This is a genomic window from Streptomyces xingningensis (assembly GCF_054957865.1).
In genome coordinates, this window is the sequence record NZ_JBDJPF010000043.1 from 1 (window position 1) to 23,856 (window position 23,856).

Here is a 23,856-nt window from a genome sequence, read left to right on the forward strand (position 1 = left end):
CCGATAGTGCGTTTCTATCGGCGGATTCGGCCAACGCGGCAGATGTGCGTGCCGGGCGTCGCGAGCCCGGCATAGATCTTCAGTGCGCTCCTAGGGGGTGTCCTGGTCCATCGGCGATGCCGCTATCCCAGCTCAAGGGTGGTGACGCCAAAGGTACGGTCCACCGGGGTCAGGGGAGCGGGGCCGTGATACATGCGCACGGTCAGGGAGTCGGCCGTCAGGCCGCGGCTCTCCGCCAGCGCGCAGGCGGTGGCGTGGGGCTCGGGGATGTCCAGGGACACCTGCTCGTCCGGGGCGAGGTGGGCGGCGAGCGCGTCGAAGAGCGCCTCGGCGTCCTCGGTGGTGTCGGCGAACAGCGGGCCGATGCGGTGCCCTTCGACGGCGGGACGGATCACTCCATAGCCGGTGACGCGTCTTTCGCGCAGCAGGACACGGGCGGTGTGGCCGTCGGCCGTCAGCCAGCGGGCGAGGAATCCGGCGCGCTCGGCGGGGAAGCACTGCCGGTCGTATGCGGTGATGGCGTCGAGGTGGTCCGGGGTGACGGCCACCGGGCCGTCGGGGCGAGCGGCGGCGCGGACCGGGTGGCCACCGTAGCGGAGGGTGCGGTAGGCGGGGGTGAACCCGGCGCGCCGATAGGTGTTCTGCTGGGCGGGCACGGCGTCCAGCCCGACGGTCCGGTCCGCGGCATGGGGGAAGGCGGCCTGCCAGGTGGCCAGGCCCAGGCCGCGGCGGCGGTGGTCGGGGTGGACCAAGTAGAAGCCGAGGAAGGCGAATTGCGGGGAGTAGGTGACCACGGATATCGCCGAGACCGGCCGGGAGTCGCCGTCCAGGCGCCCGAGGAAGAAGCCGTCCGGGTCGGTGGGGTGGAAGCAGGCGTGGTCGCCGCGGCCGGGGTTCCAGCCCTCCTCGGTGGCCCAGGCGACCGCCTGCCGCCATTCGTCGAGGGAGGCGCGGTTGACGGTGAGCCGGTCGGTCGGGGGAATCATGGTGCTCGGTGGTCCTTTCGGGAGAGTCCGGGAGAGAGGGGTCAATCCGCACGGTCAGATGAGGTCCATGGCGGCGACTTCGTCGGGACTGCCGTAGCTCACCGGTCCCTTGAAGCGTCGTCGGGCGGTGGTGAACCACCACACGGTGGCGATCAGCAGCACCGCGGCCAGGACCAGCGACCGATGGGCCCGCACCCCGAAGTCCCGCTGGGTGTCCTGCAGCACGGCGAGCGCGCTGTGACAGAGCCCGGCCTGGACGTCCACACACGCCTGGGCCAACTGGTGGTCGTCGGCGGCCGGATGCCACACATACCGGCCCTCGAACGCGCCCGCGCCCATCATCACCCGCCACCTCATCGACGGCCCGGCCCGTCATCGCGCGCTCCGCTGATGCCGGGTCCGGCCGAGTGTGCTCACCGTTCGCACCGGCAGCAGGTCACACCTTACTCACCATCACTTCAACCGGAAGACGCATCCGGACGATCGACTGCCGTATCTCGCAGAGGAGTTACCGGACGGCAACGTTCCGTAAGATTTTACGGGCGCTCGATGCACAAACCTCCCTCAATGAACGCCATTAACGGCGGAGGGGGAGAAGGATGTCCCCTCCCGGGCCGGGGCGGACGAGGGGAACGGACGCCACGCCCGGTTACGACCGTCACAACCGGAGGGACCACCAGTTCCGTGAACCCACACCACGCAGGCGATCTGCCGAGCGCAGCGGCCATCGGCATCAGCGAGCTGCGCCGTGGTCCGCACCGGCGGCGGGGAGGCGAAAGGTGACCTTCTCCTGCCCTACGAGTACGCTTCCCATGACCGAACTACCTGCCGATTACCGGGCCTTCCACCAGCTCTACCGCAGCGCCTATGTGCACTGGGCCGAGCTTTATCTCGGCAACCGCCACGATGCCGAAGAAGCCGTCGACCAGGCCTTTGAAGACCTCTACTTCGTCTGGGGCGATGTGCTGCGGGCGGAGAACCCCAATGCCTATGCCTGGGCGGTGGTCCGGCACCGCACCATCGACTGCGCCCGGGCCCGCGGACGGCGCCCCACCGTCATCGACACGGCCGTCTTCGAGACCACCGCACTGTGCCATGCGGCCGACCCGATCGGCGAGCTGGAACAGAGCCTCTCCATCTACAAGGCCATTTGCGCCTTACCGGCCCGCCAGCACGATGTCATCGTGTTGCACTACTGCCTCGGCTACAGCGTCCGCGAGACCGCCGACATCATGGGCATCACCCAGGGCGGCGTGCGCTCCACCGCCCGGCACGCCAGACATCGCCTGCATGACGCGCTCGGACTGGAGAAGGAAGAGGAGCACCGGTGACCGGATCTCTCGACCACGCGCTGGCCAAGGCCCGCCTGGACCGGCGCCCTTACACCGGAGGTGACCTCGACCGGGCCGAGGCCCGGCTCGCGGCGCGGCTCACCGAACGCATGTGGCACGGGGCCCTCTACTTCGACGACCAGATGGAACCCGCGCGCACCGCGGCCGCCCGGGCCGCCCAGCGCAACTACCTTCCGCATCGCGCCTTTTATCGCCGTTTGCGCACTCTGTGCAAGACCGTGGTGGCCCAGGATCTGCAGAAACTCGGCACCTTTCTCGCCCACCGACTGCTGGAGCCCGATGGCGCGCTGGTCCTCGGCTGCGTCCTGCAGCTGGCCGACCGGGAGGACAGCGCCAGATTCTGGTGGCAGTTCGCGGCCGGGGCCGATGCCACCGGGGCCGCCTGCTGCCTGTATCTGCACCATATGGCGCTGGGCGAACGCCGCGAAGCGGAACTCTGGCGTCGCCAGGCCGGATTGGAATCCCTGATTCCGGAGATCCCCGAAGAGATCGACCGCAATGACCTCAATACGGCCCTGCAGATGCTGGACGGCCTGCGTGACGGCGGGGAGGTCTTCGTCTTCTCACCGGCCGCGACCGCCGTCATCGCCTTTGTCCCCGATGCCCTGGGATTCGTCGACGAGGTCGACCTTCCCTTGCCACAGCCGGACTTCCCCGAGCGGATCGAGGAACTGACCGCTGCCCACTAGAAGTTGGACCGGCTCAGCCGAGCGCGCTGAGCCCCGGGACGAACGTCACCAGCAGTGGCACGGCGAGGACCAGCGCCGCCATGGCCGTCAGCCGCAGCCGCCGGGCCGTGCTCAGCCGGGGGGCGGGCGCCAGCAGCCGGTGCACTCGGCTCGGCACCTGGGAGAGCTGGGCCGGGCAGGGGCCGAACACCCCGCGGTCCTCGTTGAGTTCGACCAGCGCCAGCGCGGTCGTCAGCCGGCCGAAGCGCCGGGAGGCCACATCGTCCGCCGCCAGCTCCACCAGCCGGTGCACCTGGTCGCGGAACGCGCCGAAGACGGGCACCTGGGGAAAGCCGGTGGCGAGCGCGGACGAGCTGTGCAGCAGCCAGTCGTGGCGCGCCCGGGCATGCCCCTGCTCATGCGCCAGTACGGCATCCAACTGGGAACCGCTGAGCCGTCGCAGCGCCCCTGTGGTGATCACCAGCTGCGGCGTCGCACCACCGCGCAACAGCCAGGCGTCGGCCCGGTCGCCCTCCAGCAGCACCAGCCGGTCCGCCTCCGGCTCCTCGCCGGGCAACCGGGGGGAGCGCACCAGCAACTCGGCGCGACGCTGTCGGCGGCGGGCCCGCGCCCCGCGGATCTCCCGGGTCAGCATCGCCGCGGTCCATGCCGCACCGCAGGCGAGGGTGACCGCCAGGGAAGCGGCCCAATGGCCGTAGGCGGTGAGCGCATACGCCTCCACCACCCCGCTGGGCGCGGGCGCAAAAACATTGCCGCGCACTGCCTCCCAGGCAGCGGCGGCGCTCAGCGCCATGGCGAGCACACAGCACAGCAACACGGCCGCCACCACGCACTGCCACACCCACAGGGCCAGGACCGGTTCACGGTCCGGCCAGTCGGCACGGGCCAGCACGCGCGGCGCCATTGCCGCGACCAGCCCGCCGAGAACCAGTAGGGCGAGCGGGACCATCATGGCGTCAGCCTATGAGCGGGACGCGCACGGCCGGTATGGGGCGGCAGGCGAAGTGACGCACGCCACTGAGGCGTACTTCACAAAGCCAGCAGCATCGCCAGCATTCCTATGCCCATCGACAGGCGGCAGGCGCGGGTCAGCTCCGGCCGGACCCGCGGCTCCGGCCCGCCGGACCAGGCCACCGCGCCATGGGCGGCGGCCGGAACGGCCAGGATGCCGACCGCCGTTCGCACCACATAGACCGCGAAATACGCCAGCAGCACCCCGGTCAGCAAGGGAACTCCCGCCGGCAGGTGCCCGCTTCCGGTGTGCCCGCCGTGCCCGCCGGCCGAGGCACCGGGCATGGCGAGAGCCATGTACACCATGGCGAACGCCCCTATGGCGTGGTGCAGATGACGGGTGCCCCCATGGCTGCGCGACGGCACCAGCGCACGCAGCCCGGCGGCCCCGAAGACGACGGTGAACAGGGCCGCGCTCCAGGGCCGGGCGGCCGCCGCCGGGACCGGCAGCGCCATGACCGCCATGCCCAGCCCCATCAGTGCGTCGCCGCGCGCGGCCCGGCGCTCCCCTGTCCCGCCGGCCCGCGCTCTGTGCAGGCAGTACGCGCCCGTCGCCGCGCACAGCACCACCAGCAACCAGCCGACCAGTGGCGGTCCATGCACGGCACACCTCCCCGGGGCGCACGCCTACCCCGGAAGGATGCCCAACTCGGGGCGTACACACGGGAGCGCACGGGCGCACGAGGGGAGCACGGCCACCCCATGGTGTGCGCCCGCGCAAGCGTCAGATGCCCGGCCGGTAGCGCAGCGGATGCCCCTCCGGCACCTCCACCACCCCGATGCGCACCCCGTCCGGATCCGCGATCCACATCTCCAGCAGACCCCAGGGCTTGCACTCGGGAGGTTCCAGGATCTCCACGCCCCGCCGGAGGAACTCCCGGTGGGCCTCGGCCACGTCCGCCACCTGGAGCCACAGCTCGAGCCCGGGGGCGGGCGCCGCCGGGGAGCGCCCCGAGATCTCCAGGAATCCGCCGCCCAGGAAGTAGACGGTGCCGCGCTCGGGGCCGGCGCCGAACTCGCGGTAGACGGCGAGCCCCAGTGCCCCGCCGTAAAAGGCCCGGGACCGCTCGGGATCGGTCGGCCGCAACAGTACTCGGCTGCTCAATACGTGCGCCATGCCCGCAGACTGTACGCAACTCCCTGCGGATAGGCTCGGGCCAGGCCGTATCCAGGCCCGAAGCCGCATGGAGAGGATCCACGGAACGATGGCAACCCCGACCTTCCGGACCGCGACCGCCGCCGATGTGCCCGGCCTGGTCCAGCTGATCGATTCGGCTTACCGCGGTGACGCGAGCCGTGCGGGCTGGACCACCGAGGCCGATCTGCTCGACGGCCAGCGCACCGACCCCGACGGCGTCCTGGGCGTGATCGCCGACGAGAACAGCCGCCTGCTGGTCGTGGAGATCGATGGCGAGGCCGCGGCCTGCTTCCAGCTCGAACACCGCGGTGCGCACGCCTACTTCGGCATGTTCGCCGTCCGGCCGTCGATGCAGGGCGGCGGGCTGGGCAGGACCGTGATGTCGGAGGCGGAGCGACTGGCCCGCGCCGAATGGGGCGTGGACGAGATGCACATGACCGTCATCCGGCAGCGCGACGAGCTGATCGCCTGGTACGAGAGGCGCGGCTACCGGCGCACCGGGCGGATGCTTCCGTTCCCCTACGGCGACGAGCGGTTCGGCGTTCCCCGGCGGACCGACCTCGAATTCGAGCTGCTGATCAAGGACCTTTGGTGACGTAGTGCGATCCCCCGGTGTGACCCGGGTGACACCGAGGGCACCGGGGGCAGTGGGGAACGGGGGAGCGGTCGGGCGATGGCCGGAACCCGGCTAGGACGGTCCCGGGGGAGACTGTGCGGCAAGTGACGGGCGCCCGTGAATCAGCCGCAAACGATCGTGAGCAACAGGAAAATCGACGGCCGGACCGGGGGTCCGGCAGGATAATTTACTGCCTCTCCTCTTGAGGAGAAGAACCTCACATGGATACGGTGTCTTAACGCCAGGTTCTCTCGAGGAGGGGAAGTCATGACGGAAATATTTGCGTCAGGGGCGATAGGCACCGGCGTTTTGCCCGTGGATCGCGTGATCGAGCACCCCGCCTGGGCGGCGCTCAAGAGCGCCGTGGAGACGATCCGGCCCTGGCAGTCGCCGGACGGCTCGATTCCGCTCGCGGCCGAGGGCGCACCGCCGGGCGAGATCGTGCGTGCCGAGTTCGATCGTGTGATCGCCGCCGTGGAGCGGCTCTCGCCGCTCCTGCCGCACGACGCCGCCTATCATTCGGCGCTCATCGCCGATCTGCGCCGCTGGGCCGACACCGATTTCGGGGTGCCGGACTTCCTGGACTCGCTGCTCGCCTTCCAGCCCGCCGCACAGCGTGCCGACGGCCGCCAGCACCTCGTGGTGTTCCCCATGTACACGCAGAACGGCAACCCCGACCGCAACCTCGAGGCCGTCGTCCTGCGCGTCGTCTGGCCCGAGTGGCTCGCCGAGCTGGAAGCCATCCGCTACGACAACCCGCTCTTCGTCGGCATCACCTTCGAGGGCTTCACCTCGGGCTATGACACCAACTCGGCCGTCCTGTTCCCGGAGACCGTCGCGGTCCGCGAGGCACCCGAGCGCTTCACCTGGGGAGCCATCTTCTGCGACCGGGAGGCGGCCCGCTTCCGCCGTGTCACCGAGGCCGCCGTCGCCGCCCTGGGACTGGAGCTCCCCGCCGACATCCAGGCCATGCTCGGCGACCAGCAGCGCTGCCAGCAGGCATTCGTCCTGTGGGACATGGTCCACGACCGCACCCACAGCCATGGCGACCTGCCGTTCGACCCCTTCATGATCAAGCAGCGGCAGCCATTCTGGATGTACGGCCTGGAGGAGCTGCGCTGTGACCTCACCGCCTTCAAGGAGGCCGTGAAGCTTGAAGCCGACGGCTATGCCCAGGGCCGCGATGTGCAGTACGCGGTCCTCTTCGACCGGATGTTCCGCTTCCCGGTGACCGGCCAGCGGATCCGCAACTACGACGGCCTTGGCGGTCAGCTGCTCTTCGCCTACCTCCACCAGCACGACGTCGTACGCTGGACGGACAACACCCTGCATATCGACTGGGACCGCGCTCCCCAGGTCACCAACCAGCTGTGCGGCGAGATCGAGAGGCTCTACCGCGACGGCATCGACCGGCCCAAACTCGTGCACTGGTTCGCCGCCTATGAGCTCGTCTCCACCTACCTCGCTCCGCACCCCGGATCCGTATGGGCCAAGGGCGCCGAAGCCCTCGACCTGACCCAGCCGCCCCGCAAGCTCGTGGACGACGTGCTTCCGGACGAGTTCCCGCTCAGCATGTTCTACGAGGCCCTTGCCAAGAAGCTGCGCGGCGTGATCGCCTCCACCAAGGGGATCACCGCCGACAGGGAGCAGGTGGCCGCGTGAGCGAGCGGAAGCAGAAGGAGGCGACGGCCATGAGCACTCCGACGAACGGCAATGGCCCGCTGGACGGCGCTGTCGTGGCGGTGGCGGGAGCGGCCGGTCCGGCGGGCCGTGCGACCCTGGCCCGGCTGGCCGAGGCCGGGGCGACGGTCGTCGCCGCCGACGCCGACGCGGCTCGGCTGGCCGAGGCCGTCGACGCGGCCCGCTACGCACACGGCGGTGCCACCGTCATCGGGGACACCGTCGACCTCCTCGACCTGGCGGCGGCCCGCGCCTGGGCGGACCGCACCGAGAAGGAGTTCGGCCGGATCGACGGCCTGATCCACCTGGTGGGCGGCTGGCGCGGCTCGGCGACCTTCGCCGAGACCGACCTCGCGGACTGGGAGCTGTTGGAAAAGCTCCTCATCCGCACCGTGCAGCACACCTCGCTGGCCTTCGAGAGCCCGCTGGCCCGCACCGGCAACGGCCGGTATCTGCTGGTCAGCGCCGCCGGCGCCAGCAAGCCCACGGCGGGCAACGCCGCCTACGCCGCTTCCAAGGCCGCGGCCGAGGCATGGACCCTGGCCCTCGCCGACTCCTTCCGCAAGGCCGGCGGCGAGAGCGGCCCACCCGCCGCCGCCGCGATCCTGATCGTCAAGGCACTGGTGCACGACGCCATGCGCGCCGAGCGCCCGAACGCGAAGTTCGCGGGCTTCACGGACGTCAAGGACCTGGCCGAGGCCATCGTCGGCGTCTGGGACAAGCCCGCGCCGGAAGTGAACGGAACCCGTCTGTGGCTGACTCCCCAACCGTGAGCGGAACCGATGCGATACGCCGCCACGACCCCGCACTGCGCGGCTTCGCCAGCGACAACTACGCGGGCGCCCACCCCGAGATCCTGGCGGCGCTCGCCCTCGCCAACGAGGGCCACCAAGTCGCCTATGGCGAGGACGAGTACACCGCGCATCTGCAGGAGGTGATGCGCGCCCACTTCGGGCCGTCCGCCGAGACCTTTCCGGTGTTCAACGGCACGGGCGCCAATGTGGTCGCCCTGCAGGCCGCCAGCGAGAGATGGGGCGCGGTGATCTGTGCGGACACCGCCCATATCCATGTCGACGAGTGCGGTGCGCCGGAGCGGGTCGGCGGGCTCAAACTGCTGACGCTGCCGACCGAGCACGGCAAGCTCACCCCCGGGCTGATCGACCGCGAGGCCTTCGGCTGGGACGACGAGCACCGTGCCCAGCCACAGGTCGTCTCGCTCGCCCAGACCACCGAACTGGGCACCTGCTACACCCCGGAGGAGATCCGGGAGATCTGCGACCACGCCCATGAGCGCGGCATGAAGGTCCATCTCGACGGCTCGCGCATCGCCAACGCGGCGGCCACGCTGGGTCTGCCGCTGCGGGCCTTCACCACCGATGCCGGAGTGGACCTGCTCTCCTTCGGCGGCACCAAGAACGGCCTGCTCTACGGGGAGTGCGTGGTCGTCCTCGACCCGGGGTCGGTGCGGGCGATGAAGCATCTGCGCAAGCTGTCCATGCAACTCGCCTCCAAGATGCGCTTTGTCTCGGTCCAGTTCGAGGCCCTGCTCTCGGGTGACCTGTGGCTGCGCAGCGCCACGCACGCCAATGCCATGGCCACCCGGCTCGCGGCGGGGGTACGGGCGGTGCCCGGGGTGCAGGTGCTGCACCCGGTGCAGTCCAATGCCGTCTTCGCCCGGCTGCCGCACGATGTGAGCGAACGCCTGCAGAAGCGCTACCGCTTCTACTTCTGGAACGAGGCGGCGGGCGACGTCCGTTGGATGTGCTCCTTCGACACCACCGAGGCCGATGTCGATGCCTTCACCGCCGCGGTCGCGGAGGAGATGGCCCGGCAGTAGCCGTACCGGCCCATCAGGCGCCGACCGCCCTCCCGGCGGCCGGCGCCTTCACCGCCCCCCGGATGCCGTCCCTGCTATCCCTGGCTCGAGGCCGCCGCGGCCTCCGCCGGGGTCGGGGCCGTGCCGCCGAGGTGGGCCGGGACCCACCAGGTGTCTTCGGGGCCCTTGGGGCGGACGGGATAGGCGCGCTGGGCCGCTTCCAGCAGGCCCTGGACCCGGGAGCGCAGGCGTTCGGTCACGGATTCCGCGGGCTCCTCCCGGTTGGCCGCCATCGGCTCGCCCACCCGTATCGCCACCGGGATATGGCTGCGGCCCATGTCCCGCTTGTGCCCCTTGGTCCACAGCCGCTGGGTGCCCCACAGCGCCATGGGCAGCAGCGGCACGCCCGCCTCCTGGGCCAGCCGCGCCGCGCCGGACTTGAAGTTCTTCAGGGTGAACGAGGTGGAGATCGTCGCCTCCGGGAAGACGCCGATGATCTCCCCCGAGCGCAGGGCGTTGAGCGCGTGCTGGTACGCCCCCACCCCCGCCGAGCGGTCCACGGGGATGTGCTTCATCGCGCGCATCAGCGGCCCGGACACCTTGTGCCGGAAGACGGACTCCTTCGCCATGAACCGCACCAGCCGCTTGGCGGGCCGGGCGGCCAGGCCGCAGAAGATGAAGTCGAGGTACCCGATGTGGTTGCTCACCAGGACCGCCCCGCCGCGCTGCGGAACGTGCTCGGTGCCCTGGACATCGAAGCGCAGGTCGAGCGCCTTGAACATGGTGCGGGCGGCACCGATCACCGGGGGGTAGACGAGTTCTGCCATATCGGGGACATCCTTAGAGCCTGGGGAGGGTTCCTCCCGCCGAGGCTACGCGGCCGTAAGCCGATGGCTTCCGTAAGTTGGTGGCTTCCGGCAGATCGTGCCCGAATGTCCGGCCCACGGGCCAGTCGGGGCACATCACCGGCCGGGAGATTCTCATCACGTCGGCCGGATCTCCGCGCCGCGGGGCCGGAATTTTCCGCCGCCCCGTCGGCGCTGCACCTGGCGGACCGGACCGGGCGACAAGGAGGACCAGGGTGCCCAGGCGGGTGGACCGTGCACGGGCCGCGCGGTTGAGCGCGGCCGAGATCGGCGTGGAGCTGGGGGAGCGGGCCACGCTCGTACAATTCTCCAGCGCCTTCTGCCGGCCCTGCGGGGCCACCCGGCGCATCCTCGGGGAGGTCGCGGCGATGGTGGAGGGCGTCGCGCACATCGAGATCGACGCGGAGGCACGGCTCGAGCTGGTGCGCGCTCTCGATATCGGCTCCACCCCGACCGTGCTCGTCCTCGACGCGGACGGGCGGATCGTGCGCCGGGCCGTGGGCCAACCGCACAAGGCTCAGGTCATCGCGGCCCTCGGCGAGGCGATATGAGATGCCGGGTGCGTACGCAGCGACGCGCGCGATGTCCCAACCCGTGAGCAACCGTGACCGTATCGATCCGGCTCAACTCACCGGAAGGACACCTCCCATGACAGCCTCGCCCGAACTGGGCGCCTCCCGCCCCGGCACCGATCTGCTGCGCTCGGTCTTCCGCCGCCATGCGGCCGGAGTCGCCGTGATCACCGCGCGGGGCCCGCGTCCGGTCGGCTTCACCGCCACCTCGGTGACCTCGGTGGCCGCCGAGCCTCCGCTGGTCTCGTTCGGCGTCGGCACCGGCTCCTCCAGCTGGCCCGTCCTCGCCGAGGCGGACCATGTCGGGGTGCACATACTCGGCGAGCACCAGCGGGAGTTGGCCGCCACCTTCGCGCTCAGCGGTGCCGACCGCTTCGCGCCGCCCACCTGCTGGCGCACCGGCCCCGAGGGGGTGCCGCTGCTGGAGGGCGTGCTGGCCTGGCTGGTGTGCCGGGTGGTGGCCCGGGTGCCGGCCGGTGACCACCGGGTGGTGCTCGCCGAGGCGGTCGCCGGAGACCCCGCCGGGGCGGGCCGTCCGCTCCTCTACCACCAGGGGCGCTTCAACGGATTGCGGGACTGAGACGTCCCGGTCTCCCGCGTTGGACAGATCACAGTTCACCGGCCTTGCAATCGGTGGGACGGCTGTATGTACTGACGAGTAACATTCTGCTCGAGGTGAAGCCCCGACCGAGCGGTTATCCGCCCCACAAGGCGCCTATGCTGCCTGGCAAGGCAGCTACGAAGAGACGATGCAGTAGGAGAGCCGGCGTGAGCTTGAGGATCGTTGTCTGTGTGAAGTACGTGCCCGACGCCACCGGCGACCGGCACTTCGCCGAAGACCTGACCGTCGACCGCGACGACGTGGACGGCCTGCTCTCGGAGCTCGACGAGTACGCGGTCGAGCAGGCGCTGCAGATTGCCGACGAGGCGGATGACGCTGAGATCACCGTGCTGACCATCGGCCCCGAGGACGCCAAGGACGCGCTGCGCAAGGCGCTGTCCATGGGCGCCGACAAGGCCGTCCATGTCGAGGACGACGACCTGCACGGCACCGATGTGCTGGGCACCTCGCTGGTGCTGGCCAAGGCCGTCGAGCACGTCGGCTACGACCTGGTCGTCTGCGGCATGGCGTCCACCGACGGTGGCATGGGCGTGCTCCCGGCGATCCTCGCCGAGCGCCTGGGTGTCCCGCAGGTCACCCTGCTCTCCGAGGTCGCGGTCGACGGCGGCAAGGTGACCGGCCGCCGGGACGGCGATGCGGCGAGCGAGCAGTTGGAGGCCTCGCTCCCGGCCGTGGTGTCGGTGACCGACCAGTCCGGCGAGGCCCGTTACCCGTCCTTCAAGGGCATCATGGCCGCCAAGAAGAAGCCGGTGGAGTCGCTGGACCTCTCCGACCTCGGCATCGAGGCGGACGAGGTCGGTCTCGAGGGCGCCTGGAGCAAGGTCGACGAGGCCAATGAGCGCCCGGCCCGCACGGCCGGGACGATCGTCAAGGACGAGGGCGAGGGCGGCAAGCAGCTCGCCGAGTTCCTCGCGGGCCAGAAGTTCATCTGAGGCTTCCGAGTCCGTACGAACCGTCAACCGCCCCATTCTCTAAGCAGGAGAGCAATCCCATGGCTGAAGTCCTCGTCTATGTCGACCATGTGGACGGCGCCGTCCGCAAGCCCACCCTCGAACTGCTCACCCTCGCCCGTCGCATCGGCGAGCCGGTCGCGGTGCACCTCGGCCCCGGTGCCGAGGAGGCCGCCAAGGTGCTCGGCGAGTACGGCGCGGTGAAGGTGCTCGCCGCGGACGCGCCCGAGTTCGCCGACTACCTCGTCGCACCCAAGGTGGACGCGCTGGAGGCGGCGTACCGGGCCGTATCCCCGGCCGCCGTGCTCGTACCCTCCTCCGCCGAGGGCAAGGAGATCGCCGGCCGCCTCGCGGTCCGCACCGGATCCGGTCTCATCACCGACGCGGTGGACCTGGCGGCCGGGGCCGAGGGGCCGGTGGCCACGCAGTCCGTCTTCGCGGCCTCGTACACCACCAAGTCCCGGGTCACCAAGGGCACGGCGGTCATCACCGTCAAGCCCAACTCCGCCGCGCCCGAGGCCGCTCCGGCGCCCGAGGCCGCTCCGGCGGCCGGGGCCGTCGAGCAGCTGGCCGTCTCCTTCGGTGCGAAGTCCACCGGCACCAAGGTCGTCTCCCGCACGCCGCGCGAGTCGACCGGCCGCCCCGAACTGACCGAGGCCGCGATCGTGGTCTCCGGCGGCCGCGGGGTGGGCAGTGGCGAGCAGTTCTCCGTCATCGAGGCGCTGGCCGATTCGCTGGGTGCGGCCGTCGGCGCCTCGCGCGCCGCGGTGGACGCCGGCTGGTACCCGCACACCAGCCAGGTCGGCCAGACCGGCAAGTCGGTCTCGCCGCAGCTCTACATCGCGGCGGGCATCTCCGGTGCCATCCAGCACCGGGCCGGCATGCAGACCTCGAAGACGATCGTCGCCATCAACAAGGACGCCGAGGCTCCGATCTTCGAGTTGGTGGACTACGGCGTCGTCGGCGACCTCTTCACCGTCGTGCCGCAGCTGACCGAGGAGGTCAAGTCCCGCCAGGGGTGACCCTTCCGGGCGGTCCTGGATTTCCGGGTTCCGGGGTTCCCGCACGCGGTGGCGTGCGGGAACCCCGTTTTCCATGGGGTGTTGACCGCCAGGCGGCGGCCCGGATAGCTTCATCCGGCGAATTGCTTCAACGAACTGTTGAATCGACGGGGGTGGGGCGATGCACCATACGGTGGCGACGACCTTCGGCAGGGAGATGGGCGAGCGTCTGGCGGCCGGACTGGCCGGAGTCGATGAGGAGCTCGCGCGCCGCTACCCGGGCGATCCCGGCACCCGGCAGCCGGTGCACACCGTGTACGTACCCGCTGATCTCTTCGCCGTGGACACCGTCCGCTCGTGGGGTGACCGGGCACTGGCCGCCCTCGATGAACACGCCCCCGACGCGGGCGCCTTGGCGGCCGCCCTCGGCCTGCCGGACGAACTGGCCGTACCCGTCCACGACCGGGTGCGGGCCAAGCTCGCCCATGAGCCGGTGGAGGACCTGCGCATCGACTTCGAGGACGGCTACGGCCGCCGCCCCGACGCCGAGGAGGACGAGGCGGCGGCCCGCGCGGCGGAACTGCTGGCCGCGGCCGTCCGTGAGGGAACGGCCCCGCCCTTCCTGGGCATTCGCGCCAAATGCATGGAGGCCGACGTCCGCGACCGGGGCATCCGGACGCTCGACATCTTCCTCACCCGACTGATGGCGGAGGGCGGCCTGCCCCTCGGCCTCGTCCTCACCCTCCCCAAGGTCACCTACGCGGAACAGGTCGCGGCCATGGCCCGGTTGGCCGAGGAGTTCGAGAAGGCACATGCCCTGGAGACGGGCCGGATCCGCTTCGAGGTCCAGATCGAGACCACCCAGGCGATCCTGGGCCCGGACGGGCGCGCTACGGTCGCCCGGCTGGTGGCGGCGGGGGAGGGGCGCGTCTCCGCCCTGCACTACGGCACCTTCGACTACAGCGCGGCGTGTGGCGTCAGCCCCGCCCATCAGTCCCCTGACCACCCGGCGGCGGACCACGCCAAGGCGGTCATGCAGGTGGCGGTCGCGGGCACGGGTGTACGGCTGTCGGACGGCTCGACGAACGTACTGCCGGTCGGCACCCGGGAACAGGTGCACGCGGCATGGCGACTGCATCACGGGCTGGTCCGGCGGGCGTTGTCGAGGGCCTACTACCAGGGCTGGGACATGCACCCGGGCCATCTGCCGAGCCGCTACGCGGCGGTGTACGGGTTCTACCGGGAGGGGCTGGAGGCGGCGGCGGGCCGGTTGGTGGCGTATGCGGGCGGGGGAGGGGATGGGACGGTGCTGGATGAACCCGCGACGGCACGGGCGTTGAGCGGGTATGTGCTGCGGGGCGTGGACTGCGGCGCGGTCGGCGCGGGAGAGGTCGCCCGGCTGACGGGGCTGACACGGGCGGAACTTGAGGTGCTTGCGGGGCGTAGGGGGTAGCGGCCGTCACTGCCGGTCGGCGGCGGCGAGGGCGGTGATGAAGGCGGACCAGGCTGCGGTGTGGAAGATGATGGGGCGGCGGGTGGGAGCGAGTTTGCTGTCCCGCACGGGTATGAGGTCGGGGTACTGGTTGGCGACTTCGACGCACCCGTCACCCTGGCCTCCGCAGTAGGAGCTCTTGCGCCATATCGCCGTGGTCAGGTCGGGCCTGGGTATGTACACGGATATTTCTCCTCAACTACCTTGCGAATGAACGTCCTTGATGCAACTTCGGTCAGTGCCCCGCGTTGCACGTGGTCGTATAAGGCGTCGTGACGTTCAACCTCACCGGGGTTCGTGCTGAAGATGCCTCGCTCGAACGTCACTGTGTAGAGCGTCGGTCGCTTCCCTGTCCGGGGGGATATGACTGTCAACTGAGAGTGAACTGTCAGTCCATTGCTGTCGAACGGGACGACTCGTAGGTGCACATGTGGCTGCTCGGACATGTATACGAGATGTTTGAGCTGTTCCCGCATGACATCGGCAGTGCTCGCGATCGTACATAGTGCGGCTTCGTTGATGACAGCGGAGAACGACGGAGGGTTGGGGCCATGGAGCACCGCCCTCCTGCGCACGCGGTACTGAACTTTCTCGTCGAGGTTTCCCCCGAAGAATTCCATCCCGCGGGCCAGCATCGCCCTGGCGTAGTTCTCGGTCTGGAGCAGGGCGGGAATACCGGCGGTCAGATGGCGGATGGCACCCGCATTCGCTTCGAGTTTCTGCAGCCGCCAGGCCCAGCGTGCGTCCGGGCCGTCGTTGAGCTTGTCCCACTCCTCGAGCAGAGTGCCCTTCGCATTGAGCACCCTGTCCAGCACTTTCGCGATATCCGGTGTGGGGATCCGCTCGCCGGACTCGAACTTCGCGATCGCGCTATAGCTCAGGGCCACTTCCTTGCCGAGCCTGGTCCGGGACCAGGCCTTCCGCAGTCGCAGCTCCCGGACCTTCGCCGCGTACTGCGCGACAATATCCGGGGAGGGATCAAGCCGCTTGGGTGCGGGCATGGTTGCAACCCCCATTGCGTGATCTGAGCCGTCACATCCCTGGTAAGGCCGAGCATAGGGGCATGGACAGGCGCCCGGAACCGGAAGTCCTCATCAACGGACCTCACGACCCCGCCGGCCGCAGCTCCCCGGACCCTCGTACGATCAGCCGGGTCGGCAGCTCCACCCGCCGGGGTGGCTCCCCGCTACCCTCCAGTCGACGGAACAGCAACTCGGCGGCGGTTCGCCCGAGTTGGGCCGCATCCTGGGCCACCACCGTGATCGCGGGGGACAGCAGGTCGGCCAGTTCGAGATCGTCGAAGCCGACGAGGGCGACCGGGCACGGCAGTTGGGCCAGGACGCGTACGGCCGTGGCCGTCACCCGGTTGTTGCCGGTGAACAGGGCGGTGACCGGGCGCGGGCCCGCCAGCATGCGTTCCGTCTCGGCCCGTACCCGCTCGGGGGCCGTCGGGCCCAGAGAGACCCAGGCGTCGTCCACCGGCAGGCCGGCCGCCGCCATCGCGGCCCGGTAGCCGCGCAACCGCTCGGTGGCGGTGTGGATGTGCGGCCGGTCACCGATGAAGCCGATACGGCGGTGGCCATGGGCGATGAGATGGGCGACGCCGTCGCGAGCGCCGCCGAAGCTGTCCGAGAGCACCACGTCGGCGTCTATCAGCCCGGCCGGACGGTCGACGAAGACCGTGGCGACCCCCGCCGCCAACTCCGGTTCCAGATAGCGGTGGTCATCGCCCGCCGGGATGACGACCAGGCCGTCGACGCGGCGGGCGCAGAGGGCCAGGGCCAGCTCGCGCTCCCGCGCCGGATCCTCGGCACTGGAACCGTTGAACAGCAGTGCGCCGTAGTCGCGGGCGACCTCCTCGACGGCACGGTTGAGCGGCGCGTAGAAGGGGTCGGCGAGGTCCTCGAGGATCAGGCCGATGGAGGCGGTACGGCCCTTGCGCAGCACCCGGGCGCTGTCATTGCGGCGGAAGCCGAGGGCGGTGATCGCATCCCGGACCCGGTGCTCGGTGTCCGGGGTGACCCCGGGCTCGCCATTGACCACCCGGGACACGGTCTTGAGCCCGACACCGGCGCGCGCGGCCACGTCCTTCATGGTGGGGCGGGCGCCATAGCGGGAGGACGGCCGGTGCGGGGTCTCGGGCACGGCGGTCACGTCCGCTTCGCCCACAGCGAGCGCATATGCCCCAGATGCCCCATGGTTTCCCTTCCTGCCGCCACGGAGCACCAGCGTACAAGGTCACGTTGTCTTCATGAGGGTGAGGGTGGAGGTGTGGAACTCCACCCGGGGAAAGGCCCGTTGCATCGGTTCCAGTGGGTCACGGCCGAGTCGGGGATGTCTGCTCCGGAACTTCGCCAAAGATCATGCGGTGCCCGCGGGCTGTGTCCACGTACTCACGGACGCGGTGGATCAGCCCGTCCCGGAGCTCAAAGAGGAAGCAGTAGTCGTTGGTGTAGGGGTTGCCGTTGGCGAGCGTCGCTGTCATGGTCGCCTCCACGGTCACCCGCTCGCCGTCGGTGTGGGACCCGTGGAAGGCCATGGTGACGTCACGCGCGAACAGGCGGGGGAAGTCCTCGGCGAAGAAGCGCACGATTGCTTTCCTGCCCACCATGTGGTTGGTCGACTTGAGCGCGACGGCAGTGGCGTTTCCAGGGGGTGACAGCCATTCGGCGTCCTCGGTGAGGACCGCAGAGATCTGGTCAGGGTTGTTGCCGGCGAATGCCTGGAAGGCGTCCTGGATGATGTTGTGGCTCATGAGTCCACTGTCACCGTGGCTGCGCGCCGACGTCTTGGACAAATGTTCAAGGCGCTCTCCTCTTAGCATGGGGCCATGCCGTCCACCGAGTACGAGCGTGGGGCCGGGGCCGGGTGGGATGTCGCGAGGCCGCTGAGGCCCAGCCGGACGGCCGGCGTCAGCCTGGCCGGATTCCGGGACCGGAGTGCGGGCCCTGTCGACCTGCCGGTGATCCCGCACCCGGCCGTCACTCTGGTTGTCGAGTTCGGCGACGGCTCGCTCGCCGTGGGCGACGCCACCGGTTGGCAACAGCGCGGAAGTCTCGTCGCCGGGCTCGTGCCTGGTGCGGTCCGCATGCGGGGCGAGAACGTCATGTGCGTAGAGGTGCACCTGTCCCCGGTGGTCGCGCACACTGTGCTGGGTGTCCGCCCGGCGGAGCTGGACCGTACCGTGGTCGCCCTCGACGACCTGTGGGGCCGGGACGCGGCACGGCTCCGGGAGCAACTGGGCGATGCACCGTCGTGGGAGGACCGTTTCGTGTTGACGGATGCCTTGCTCTCCCGTCGCCGTGGGACGGGACCACCGGTGGACCCGGAAGTGATCCGGGCCTGGGACCGGATCGTCGTCAGCCGCGGCTGGGTCAGGGTCGAGGATCTGGCGGCCGAGGTCGGCTGGAGCCGCAGGCGCCTGTGGTCCCGGTTCCAATCGCAGATCGGCCTGCCTCCCAAGCGCGCTGCGACGCTGGTCCGCTTCCGCCATGCCGCCCATCGCTTGACCGCGGGTGACAGCGCGGCCCGGGTCGCGGCGGAGTGCGGTTACGTCGACCAGTCCCATCTCCACCGGGAGATCGTGGCGTTCACCGGAATGACTCCGGGGACATTGGCCGGTGACCCGGGGCTGGCGGTGGACGACATCGCGTGGGCGGGCACGGCATCGGCGGAGACGGGCTGACACCCCGCCACCACGCCCTCACGCCAGGCCCGGCGCGGGCATACCTGCTGGTCAATCACGCCCCACGTAACCTCTTCCTGTGCCAGCCTCCCGCCTGCATCGCGTCGCCGTCCTTGTGCTCGAGGGTGCGAAGCCGCTCGATGTCGGAATTCCCGCGCAGGTTTTCACGACCCGCGCGAGCATGCCGTACGAGGTGCGGGTGTGCGGGGCGACACCCGGTCTCGTGGCCGGTGGCGATGGCCTCGCGTACTACGTCGCCCACGGCCTCGACGCGCTGGAGTGGGCCGACATCGTCTTCGTCCCCGGCTACCGATTCCCGGACCGCGACGACCCGCCGCAGGCCGTCGTCGACGCACTGATCGCCGCCCACGACCGGGGCGCGCGGCTCGCCGCCATCTCGACGGGCGCCTTCGCGCTCGCCGCCACGGGCCTGCTCGACGGCAGGCGCGCCACGACGCACTGGCACTACACGCGGGCACTCGTGGCCAGGCACCCGCTCGTCCAGGTCGACGAGAACGTGCTGTTCGTCGACGAGGGCAGCGTGCTCACCTCGGCCGGCGCCGCCTCCGGCATCGACCTGTGCCTGCACATCCTGCGCGGCGACCTCGGAGTGGCCGCGTCCAACCACGCGGCCCGGCGTCTGGTTGCCGCCCCCTACCGCAGCGGCGGCCAGGCCCAGTACCTGCCGCGCAGCGTCCCCGAGCCACTCGGCGAGCGGTTCGCCACCACCCGCGAGTGGGCGCTGCACCGGCTCGGCGAGCCCCTCACCCTCGACATACTGGCGCGGCAGGCCGAGGTCTCGCCGCGCACGTTCTCCCGGCGCTTCGTCGAGGAGACCGGCTACACGCCGATGCAGTGGGTGATGCGCGCCCGCATCGACCTGGCCCGCGAACTGCTCGAGCGCTCGCAGCGCAGCGTCGAACAGATCGCCGCCGACGTCGGGCTCGGCACCGGCGCGAACCTGCGCCTGCACTTCCAGCGCATCCTCGGCACCACACCGAGCGAGTACCGGCGCACCTTCACCCGAGGCGAGTAACCCGCCCGGCACCGCGTGGCGGGATCCTTTTGAACCATGGCGATCCCGCCACTGTCGGCGGCACGTGCCGCGGGCGACCCTGGTGGCGAAGGGAAGGGGCATCACTCATGACTCGCATCGCCATCAACGGATTCGGCCGCATCGGACGCAATGTGCTGCGCGCACTGCTGGAGCGCGACAGCACCCTTGAGATCGTCGCCGTCAACGACCTGACGGAGCCCGCCACTCTCGCCCGGCTGCTCGCCTACGACAGCACGGCTGGCCGGCTCGGGCGCCCGGTGACCGTCGACGGGGACGCCCTCGTCGTCGACGGCCGTCGGATCACGGTGCTGGCCGAGCGCGAACCGGCGCAGCTGCCGTGGGCCGAACTCGGCGTCGACCTCGTCCTGGAAGCCACCGGCCGCTTCACCTCGGCCAAGGCCGCCCGCGCCCACCTCGCCGCGGGCGCGAAGAAGGTGCTCGTCAGCGCGCCGTCGGACGGTGCCGACGCCACGCTCGCGTTCGGGGTCAACACCGACGCCTACGACCCGGCCGTGCACACGATCGTCTCGAACGCCTCCTGCACCACCAACGCGCTCGCGCCGCTGGCCAAGGTGCTCGACGAACTCGCCGGTATCGAGCACGGGTTCATGACGACGGTGCACGCCTACACGCAGGAGCAGAACTTGCAGGACGGTCCGCACCGCGACGCCCGTCGCGCCCGGGCCGCCGGCGTCAACATCGTGCCGACCACGACCGGCGCCGCCAAGGCGATCGGCCTGGTGCTGCCGAACCTCGACGGCAAGCTGTCGGGCGACTCGATCCGCGTACCGGTGCCGGTGGGCTCGATCGTCGAGCTCAACACGACCGTCGCCCGCGACGTGACGCGTGACGAGGTGCTGGCGGCGTACCGCGCCGCGGCGGAGGGGCCGCTCGCCGGCATCCTCGAGTACTCGGACGACCCGCTCGTGTCGTCCGACATCACGGGCAATCCCGCCTCGTCGATCTTCGACTCGGCCCTCACCCGCGTCGACGGCCGGCACGTCAAGGTGGTCGCGTGGTACGACAACGAGTGGGGCTTCTCGAACCGGGTGATCGACACGCTCGAGTTCCTCGCCACCCGCTGACCGGACGCCGCGGTGGTACCCCGCCTCCGGCGGGGTACTTCCGCCGACCAGCACTTCCTTTGACGGCCGAGACGCTGTCATCCGCGGAATCCGTCGACGACGCGCTGACGCAATGGCTGCGCGCGTTCCTCGTCCATGCCCGGGTCAACCAAGGGCTGGGGGCGCGTTGATGGTTGAGGAGCCGCCTGCGCTGGGGCTCGACTGTAAGGCGGCCTGGGCGCGTTGGGGGGCGGGCAGGTCCACCCGGGGGGACGTGCGGCAATGTCCGCCTGCTGCTACGGTGCGCCGATGTCAGCGATCAAGCAGTTCCAAGTCACCTTTGACTGCGCAGAACCTGAGCGTCTCGCTCGTTTCTGGTGCGAAGTGTTGGGGTACGTCGTACCGCCTCCGCCGGAGGGGTTTGCCGCCTGGGACGATTTCAAGCGTGCGCAGCCACCTGAGCAGCGGGATTCATGGTTCGCCTGTATAGATCCCTCAGGTGTGGGCCCGAGACTGTACTTCCAGCGCGTTCCCGAGGGGAAGGCCGTCAAGAACCGGGTGCATCTTGATGTGCGGGTCGGCACCGGTCTCGTGGGTAAGGAGCGTCTCGCCGCGCTTGAGGCCGAATGCGCGCGGCTGGTTCCTCTCGGTGCGGTACACGTGCAAACGCTGTATGACGGCAATGATGCGTGCATCCCGATGCTGGACATCGAGGGCAACGAGTTCTGTATCGACTGAGCATTGTCCCCAGATGCGAGGACCATGTTGCTGGGCGCGCAGGTCGCCAGGACTTCGGAGACGTGTACTTCGGGCTTGGTTTCCGGCCCGGCGCTGGTGGTCGAGTCGGTTGCCTGCCCGGCGATCCGCAAGGTACGGGCCGAGTGCCTCACGGCGTGGGCCCAGTTGATGGAGGCGCTGGTGGCCGGGCGCCACCATCGAGGAGGGCCGGGGCCTGTCCTCGACGAGTGGCGTCCCGGCCGACCTCGCCTATCGTCTACTGCCGGCCTGGCGGCCCGGTCTCACTTCAGGTGCCGGGCGTAGAACCGGTTTGTGTCCTCGGCCTCGAACCACGGGGTGCCGAGGTGTCCGCCCGGATTGGCGTGCAGCGTCTTCTTCTTGCTGCCGAAGGCGTCGAACAGGTCCAGGGCCCGCTGCCGGGGGTTCCCTTCGTCGTCCCACTGCAGCAGGAGCAGCAGCGGAATGGTGACCTGTCGGGCCTCCTTGCGCTGGGCATGGGGCACGTAACCTCCGGCGAAGAAGCCGGCGGCCGCGATGCGCGGTTCGACCGCCGCAAGGCGGATGCCGAGGGCGGTCCACCCCGAGTACCCGACCGGGCCGCCGATCTCGGGCAGCGAAAGGAGGGCGTCCAGGGTGGTTCGCCATTCCGGGGCTGCCTTTTCGACCAGTGGGCCGACGAGGGACTCGAAGATCTCGTCGACCGGCTCGCCGGCCTGCATCGCCCGGCGGAGCTCGGCGCGGGCCTGCTTGTCGGCGGCGGAACGGGGCCGGTCGCCGCACCCGGCGGCGTCGATGGTGGCTACCGCGTAGCCGTGCGCCGCGGTGTGCCGGGCCCGGGCCACCAGCCGGGGTTCCCGCTGGGGCAGGCCGTTGTTGTGGGCCATCAGGATCAGCGGGGCCGGTGCGGCGGATTCAGGCGTCCACAGGGTGCCGGGGATCTCGCCGAGGGTGAATTCGCGCTCGAGGACGCCGTCGTCGAGGCGCTGTTCGGAAGTGAAGTGCATGGTCGTGCCTTTCAGGAGTGCTCTGGAACGGCGCTCCCGGACGACCTGTCTAACGTCCGACCGTGACCCCGGAGGGGAGCACCCATGTCGATACTGCGTTCACGGGTACCACCTCCTCGTCCTCTCGCACGGCCTCCGGAAAAGTAGCAGTGGTCGCCGTGGTCCGCCAACGGGTTTTTGCGGAGGCCCCGTGGCCGGATGCCATGGAGCCGCTCGCCGTCGCGCAGCCGACCGGTCCGGCTCCGCGGTCCCATGAGCGGTCCTTTGCAACGGGTGTGCCGTACCGCAGCGATCCGGCACACCCGGCCGCCTGGTGGGAGGGCGGGCACAGCGCCTGGACAACGTTGTCAACTCTGGAGAGACTGGCGGAATACCGACGGTCCGAGCGACCCCTGCCGCCCCGTGCGGCTGCCCGCCGATCTCGATGGAGCAGGAGAGACCACCGCGCATGCCGACCGATTTCGATGCCCTGATCGCCGCTCTCGACATCGGCGGAACCAAGATCGCCGGTGCACTGGTGGACGCTCGGGGGCGGTTGCTGGTGCGTGCGCAGCGGCCGACGCCCGCGGGGGGTGACGGCACCACGGTGATGGGCGCGGTGACTGCCGTGCTCGATGAGCTCGTCCGGTCCGCCGACTGGTCGCGGGTGCGGGCCGTGGGCATCGGCAGCGCGGGGCCGGTGGACGCCTCCCATGGGACCGTCAGTCCGATCAACGTCCCCGGGTGGCGCGGATATCCGCTGGTCGCGGAAGTGGCCCGGGTGGTCGGCGGGCTGCCGGTGGTGCTCGTCGGCGATGTGGTCGCGATGGCCGCCGCCGAACACTGGCAGGGTGCGGCGCGGGGGCATGCGAACGCGCTGTGCATGGTGGTCTCCACCGGGGTCGGCGGCGGTCTGGTGCTCGACGGCCGACTGCACACCGGACCCACCGGCAACGCGGGGCATATCGGGCATATCTGCGTCGATCTGGATGGGGCCATCTGCCCCTGCGGAGCCAGGGGTTGTCTCGAGGGCATCGCCAGCGGTCCCAATATCGCCCGCCGGGCACGGGAGTCGGGCTGGAGCCCGGGTCCGGACGGTGACCTGAGCGCCGCCGCCGTCGCGGCGGCGGCCCGCGCCGGCGACCGGGCCGCGCTCGCTTCCTTCGCCCGTGCCGCACAGGCGCTGGCGGCGGGCATCGCCGCGACGGCGGCGCTGGTAGAGCTTGAGGTCGTGGTGATCGGCGGGGGCGTCGCGGGTGCCGGGGAGGTGCTGTTCGGTCCGCTGCGGGACAGCCTGCGGGACTATGCGACGCTCACCTACACCTCGGGCATCGAGGTCCGTCCGGCCCGGCTCGGCCCGGACGCCGGGCTGGTGGGGGCGGCGGCAGCGGTGGCACAGGAGTCGGGGCTGTGGGCGGTGGCGCCGGGACGGTGACGCCTCCCGGCCTGGGGCGACAGCCGGCCGGACGGCCGCGGTGGGGCGAGGTCGGTGCACCATGCCGCTCGTACGCACTTCCGTGGCAAGGTGTTCCGGGCAC

General features: G+C 70.4%; 27 protein-coding genes. 16 read left to right on the plus strand and 11 right to left on the minus strand.

Annotated features, from left to right (window positions below; translation table 11 throughout):
* Positions 1–122 precede the first annotated feature (122 nt).
* Both ABCR83_RS21555 and ABCR83_RS21560 read right to left on the minus strand, forming a co-directional pair.
* A complete protein-coding gene (locus tag ABCR83_RS21555) occupies positions 123–986 on the minus strand; it encodes a GNAT family N-acetyltransferase (protein WP_462696749.1) in 864 nt (287 codons plus the stop codon).
* Positions 987–1,040: 54 nt separating this feature from the next.
* A complete protein-coding gene (locus tag ABCR83_RS21560; protein ID WP_462696814.1) occupies positions 1,041–1,328 on the minus strand; it encodes a hypothetical protein in 288 nt (95 codons plus the stop codon).
* Positions 1,329–1,798: 470 nt separating this feature from the next.
* Between ABCR83_RS21560 and ABCR83_RS21565 the strand changes: the two genes are divergently transcribed.
* Together ABCR83_RS21565 and ABCR83_RS21570 are read left to right on the plus strand one after the other, a co-directional pair.
* Entirely contained in the window at positions 1,799–2,317 is a 519-nt protein-coding gene (locus ABCR83_RS21565; RefSeq protein ID WP_462696750.1) for an RNA polymerase sigma factor, read from the plus strand.
* A complete protein-coding gene (locus ABCR83_RS21570; protein WP_462696751.1) occupies positions 2,314–3,027 on the plus strand; it encodes a hypothetical protein in 714 nt (237 codons plus the stop codon). The genes ABCR83_RS21565 and ABCR83_RS21570 overlap by 4 nt, the downstream gene beginning before the upstream one ends.
* Positions 3,028–3,040: 13 nt before the next feature.
* Here the strand turns inward: ABCR83_RS21570 and ABCR83_RS21575 are convergent, their stop codons facing one another.
* From ABCR83_RS21575 to ABCR83_RS21585, 3 genes are all read right to left on the minus strand, one after another.
* Positions 3,041–3,979, minus strand: a complete 939-nt coding sequence (locus tag ABCR83_RS21575; protein WP_462696752.1) for a M56 family metallopeptidase — start codon at positions 3,977–3,979, stop codon at positions 3,041–3,043.
* A gap of 77 nt (positions 3,980–4,056) precedes the next feature.
* A complete protein-coding gene (locus tag ABCR83_RS21580; RefSeq protein WP_462696753.1) occupies positions 4,057–4,641 on the minus strand; it encodes a DUF5134 domain-containing protein in 585 nt (194 codons plus the stop codon).
* 121 nt (positions 4,642–4,762) lie between these two features.
* On the minus strand, positions 4,763–5,155 hold the full coding sequence (locus ABCR83_RS21585; RefSeq protein ID WP_462696754.1) for a VOC family protein: 393 nt from the start codon (positions 5,153–5,155) through the stop codon (positions 4,763–4,765).
* An 88-nt stretch (positions 5,156–5,243) separates the two neighbouring features.
* On the opposite strand from ABCR83_RS21585, the gene ABCR83_RS21590 reads away from it, so the two are divergent.
* The 4 genes from ABCR83_RS21590 (at position 5,244) to ABCR83_RS21605 (ending at position 9,309) form a co-directional block, all read left to right on the plus strand.
* Entirely contained in the window at positions 5,244–5,771 is a 528-nt protein-coding gene (locus ABCR83_RS21590; protein ID WP_462696755.1) for a GNAT family N-acetyltransferase, read from the plus strand.
* Between the two features lie 288 nt (positions 5,772–6,059).
* Positions 6,060–7,454, plus strand: coding sequence for a DUF6421 family protein (locus ABCR83_RS21595; protein WP_462696756.1), 1,395 nt, complete (start codon positions 6,060–6,062; stop codon positions 7,452–7,454).
* A gap of 29 nt (positions 7,455–7,483) precedes the next feature.
* Complete coding sequence (locus tag ABCR83_RS21600; protein WP_462696757.1) at positions 7,484–8,245, plus strand: SDR family NAD(P)-dependent oxidoreductase; 762 nt, start codon at positions 7,484–7,486, stop codon at positions 8,243–8,245.
* Complete coding sequence (locus ABCR83_RS21605; protein WP_462696758.1) at positions 8,224–9,309, plus strand: threonine aldolase family protein; 1,086 nt, start codon at positions 8,224–8,226, stop codon at positions 9,307–9,309. The genes ABCR83_RS21600 and ABCR83_RS21605 overlap by 22 nt, the downstream gene beginning before the upstream one ends.
* Before the next feature lie 74 nt (positions 9,310–9,383).
* Here the strand turns inward: ABCR83_RS21605 and ABCR83_RS21610 are convergent, their stop codons facing one another.
* Positions 9,384–10,115, minus strand: coding sequence for a lysophospholipid acyltransferase family protein (locus ABCR83_RS21610; RefSeq protein ID WP_462696759.1), 732 nt, complete (start codon positions 10,113–10,115; stop codon positions 9,384–9,386).
* A gap of 191 nt (positions 10,116–10,306) precedes the next feature.
* On the opposite strand from ABCR83_RS21610, the gene ABCR83_RS21615 reads away from it, so the two are divergent.
* The 5 genes from ABCR83_RS21615 (at position 10,307) to ABCR83_RS21635 (ending at position 14,752) form a co-directional block, all read left to right on the plus strand.
* The gene (locus ABCR83_RS21615) at positions 10,307–10,705 is read left to right on the plus strand and encodes a TlpA family protein disulfide reductase (protein ID WP_462696807.1); all 399 of its coding nucleotides are present in this window, start codon (positions 10,307–10,309) and stop codon (positions 10,703–10,705) included.
* A gap of 97 nt (positions 10,706–10,802) precedes the next feature.
* Positions 10,803–11,306 carry a flavin reductase family protein gene (locus ABCR83_RS21620; RefSeq protein ID WP_462696760.1) on the plus strand — a complete coding sequence of 168 codons (504 nt, stop codon included), beginning with the start codon at positions 10,803–10,805 and terminating at the stop codon, positions 11,304–11,306.
* Between the two features lie 188 nt (positions 11,307–11,494).
* Entirely contained in the window at positions 11,495–12,280 is a 786-nt protein-coding gene (locus ABCR83_RS21625; protein ID WP_462696761.1) for an electron transfer flavoprotein subunit beta/FixA family protein, read from the plus strand.
* 59 nt (positions 12,281–12,339) lie between these two features.
* Positions 12,340–13,320 (plus strand): electron transfer flavoprotein subunit alpha/FixB family protein, encoded by a 981-nt coding sequence (locus ABCR83_RS21630; RefSeq protein WP_462696762.1) that lies wholly within the window; start codon positions 12,340–12,342, stop codon positions 13,318–13,320.
* Between the two features lie 160 nt (positions 13,321–13,480).
* Positions 13,481–14,752, plus strand: a complete 1,272-nt coding sequence (locus ABCR83_RS21635) for a DUF6986 family protein (RefSeq protein ID WP_462696763.1) — start codon at positions 13,481–13,483, stop codon at positions 14,750–14,752.
* A gap of 6 nt (positions 14,753–14,758) precedes the next feature.
* Here ABCR83_RS21635 and ABCR83_RS21640 read toward each other — a convergent pair whose 3' ends face one another.
* The 4 genes from ABCR83_RS21640 to ABCR83_RS21655 form a co-directional block, all read right to left on the minus strand.
* Positions 14,759–14,974 carry a DUF397 domain-containing protein gene (locus ABCR83_RS21640; RefSeq protein WP_462696764.1) on the minus strand — a complete coding sequence of 72 codons (216 nt, stop codon included), beginning with the start codon at positions 14,972–14,974 and terminating at the stop codon, positions 14,759–14,761.
* Positions 14,950–15,792, minus strand: a complete 843-nt coding sequence (locus tag ABCR83_RS21645) for a helix-turn-helix domain-containing protein (protein ID WP_462696765.1) — start codon at positions 15,790–15,792, stop codon at positions 14,950–14,952. Before ABCR83_RS21645 ends, ABCR83_RS21640 begins: the two co-directional genes overlap by 25 nt.
* Positions 15,793–15,895: 103 nt before the next feature.
* Positions 15,896–16,885 carry a LacI family DNA-binding transcriptional regulator gene (locus ABCR83_RS21650; RefSeq protein ID WP_462696808.1) on the minus strand — a complete coding sequence of 330 codons (990 nt, stop codon included), beginning with the start codon at positions 16,883–16,885 and terminating at the stop codon, positions 15,896–15,898.
* Positions 16,886–17,108: 223 nt separating this feature from the next.
* Positions 17,109–17,546 carry a nuclear transport factor 2 family protein gene (locus tag ABCR83_RS21655; protein WP_462696766.1) on the minus strand — a complete coding sequence of 146 codons (438 nt, stop codon included), beginning with the start codon at positions 17,544–17,546 and terminating at the stop codon, positions 17,109–17,111.
* A gap of 75 nt (positions 17,547–17,621) precedes the next feature.
* Here ABCR83_RS21655 and ABCR83_RS21660 point away from each other — a divergent pair, with 75 nt between their 5' ends.
* The 4 genes from ABCR83_RS21660 to ABCR83_RS21675 all read left to right on the plus strand — a co-directional run bounded on the left by ABCR83_RS21660 (position 17,622) and on the right by ABCR83_RS21675 (position 21,335).
* Positions 17,622–18,476: a helix-turn-helix domain-containing protein gene (locus tag ABCR83_RS21660; RefSeq protein ID WP_462696767.1), complete on the plus strand. Its 855-nt coding sequence runs from the start codon at positions 17,622–17,624 to the stop codon at positions 18,474–18,476.
* 79 nt (positions 18,477–18,555) lie between these two features.
* Positions 18,556–19,512, plus strand: coding sequence for a GlxA family transcriptional regulator (locus ABCR83_RS21665; protein WP_462696768.1), 957 nt, complete (start codon positions 18,556–18,558; stop codon positions 19,510–19,512).
* Positions 19,513–19,619: 107 nt separating this feature from the next.
* Positions 19,620–20,618: a type I glyceraldehyde-3-phosphate dehydrogenase gene (gene gap, locus ABCR83_RS21670; RefSeq protein WP_462696769.1), complete on the plus strand. Its 999-nt coding sequence runs from the start codon at positions 19,620–19,622 to the stop codon at positions 20,616–20,618.
* A gap of 288 nt (positions 20,619–20,906) precedes the next feature.
* Positions 20,907–21,335: a VOC family protein gene (locus ABCR83_RS21675; RefSeq protein WP_462696770.1), complete on the plus strand. Its 429-nt coding sequence runs from the start codon at positions 20,907–20,909 to the stop codon at positions 21,333–21,335.
* Between the two features lie 281 nt (positions 21,336–21,616).
* On the opposite strand, the gene ABCR83_RS21680 is transcribed toward ABCR83_RS21675, so the two are convergent.
* Positions 21,617–22,339, minus strand: a complete 723-nt coding sequence (locus ABCR83_RS21680) for a dienelactone hydrolase family protein (protein ID WP_462696771.1) — start codon at positions 22,337–22,339, stop codon at positions 21,617–21,619.
* A 448-nt stretch (positions 22,340–22,787) separates the two neighbouring features.
* Here ABCR83_RS21680 and ABCR83_RS21685 point away from each other — a divergent pair, with 448 nt between their 5' ends.
* Positions 22,788–23,753 carry an ROK family protein gene (locus ABCR83_RS21685; protein WP_462696772.1) on the plus strand — a complete coding sequence of 322 codons (966 nt, stop codon included), beginning with the start codon at positions 22,788–22,790 and terminating at the stop codon, positions 23,751–23,753.
* Positions 23,754–23,856 lie beyond the last annotated feature (103 nt).

What these genes read in the sequence shown, in the direction of transcription:
- ABCR83_RS21600 (WP_462696757.1), top strand. Translation starts at nt 7,484, where the DNA reads ATGAGCACTCCGACGAACGGCAATGGCCCGCTGGACGGCGCTGTCGTG.
- ABCR83_RS21680 (WP_462696771.1), bottom strand. Translation starts at nt 22,339, where the DNA reads ATGCACTTCACTTCCGAACAGCGCCTCGACGACGGCGTCCTCGAGCGC.
- ABCR83_RS21635 (WP_462696763.1), top strand. Translation starts at nt 13,481, where the DNA reads ATGCACCATACGGTGGCGACGACCTTCGGCAGGGAGATGGGCGAGCGT.
- ABCR83_RS21630 (WP_462696762.1), top strand. Translation starts at nt 12,340, where the DNA reads ATGGCTGAAGTCCTCGTCTATGTCGACCATGTGGACGGCGCCGTCCGC.
- ABCR83_RS21675 (WP_462696770.1), top strand. Translation starts at nt 20,907, where the DNA reads ATGTCAGCGATCAAGCAGTTCCAAGTCACCTTTGACTGCGCAGAACCT.
- ABCR83_RS21575 (WP_462696752.1), bottom strand. Translation starts at nt 3,979, where the DNA reads ATGATGGTCCCGCTCGCCCTACTGGTTCTCGGCGGGCTGGTCGCGGCA.
- ABCR83_RS21555 (WP_462696749.1), bottom strand. Translation starts at nt 986, where the DNA reads ATGATTCCCCCGACCGACCGGCTCACCGTCAACCGCGCCTCCCTCGAC.
- gap (WP_462696769.1), top strand. Translation starts at nt 19,620, where the DNA reads ATGACTCGCATCGCCATCAACGGATTCGGCCGCATCGGACGCAATGTG.
- ABCR83_RS21645 (WP_462696765.1), bottom strand. Translation starts at nt 15,792, where the DNA reads ATGCCCGCACCCAAGCGGCTTGATCCCTCCCCGGATATTGTCGCGCAG.
- ABCR83_RS21565 (WP_462696750.1), top strand. Translation starts at nt 1,799, where the DNA reads ATGACCGAACTACCTGCCGATTACCGGGCCTTCCACCAGCTCTACCGC.
- ABCR83_RS21560 (WP_462696814.1), bottom strand. Translation starts at nt 1,328, where the DNA reads ATGATGGGCGCGGGCGCGTTCGAGGGCCGGTATGTGTGGCATCCGGCC.
- ABCR83_RS21655 (WP_462696766.1), bottom strand. Translation starts at nt 17,546, where the DNA reads ATGAGCCACAACATCATCCAGGACGCCTTCCAGGCATTCGCCGGCAAC.
- ABCR83_RS21685 (WP_462696772.1), top strand. Translation starts at nt 22,788, where the DNA reads ATGCCGACCGATTTCGATGCCCTGATCGCCGCTCTCGACATCGGCGGA.
- ABCR83_RS21610 (WP_462696759.1), bottom strand. Translation starts at nt 10,115, where the DNA reads ATGGCAGAACTCGTCTACCCCCCGGTGATCGGTGCCGCCCGCACCATG.
- ABCR83_RS21585 (WP_462696754.1), bottom strand. Translation starts at nt 5,155, where the DNA reads ATGGCGCACGTATTGAGCAGCCGAGTACTGTTGCGGCCGACCGATCCC.
- ABCR83_RS21620 (WP_462696760.1), top strand. Translation starts at nt 10,803, where the DNA reads ATGACAGCCTCGCCCGAACTGGGCGCCTCCCGCCCCGGCACCGATCTG.
- ABCR83_RS21590 (WP_462696755.1), top strand. Translation starts at nt 5,244, where the DNA reads ATGGCAACCCCGACCTTCCGGACCGCGACCGCCGCCGATGTGCCCGGC.
- ABCR83_RS21660 (WP_462696767.1), top strand. Translation starts at nt 17,622, where the DNA reads ATGCCGTCCACCGAGTACGAGCGTGGGGCCGGGGCCGGGTGGGATGTC.
- ABCR83_RS21595 (WP_462696756.1), top strand. Translation starts at nt 6,060, where the DNA reads ATGACGGAAATATTTGCGTCAGGGGCGATAGGCACCGGCGTTTTGCCC.
- ABCR83_RS21650 (WP_462696808.1), bottom strand. Translation starts at nt 16,885, where the DNA reads ATGAAGGACGTGGCCGCGCGCGCCGGTGTCGGGCTCAAGACCGTGTCC.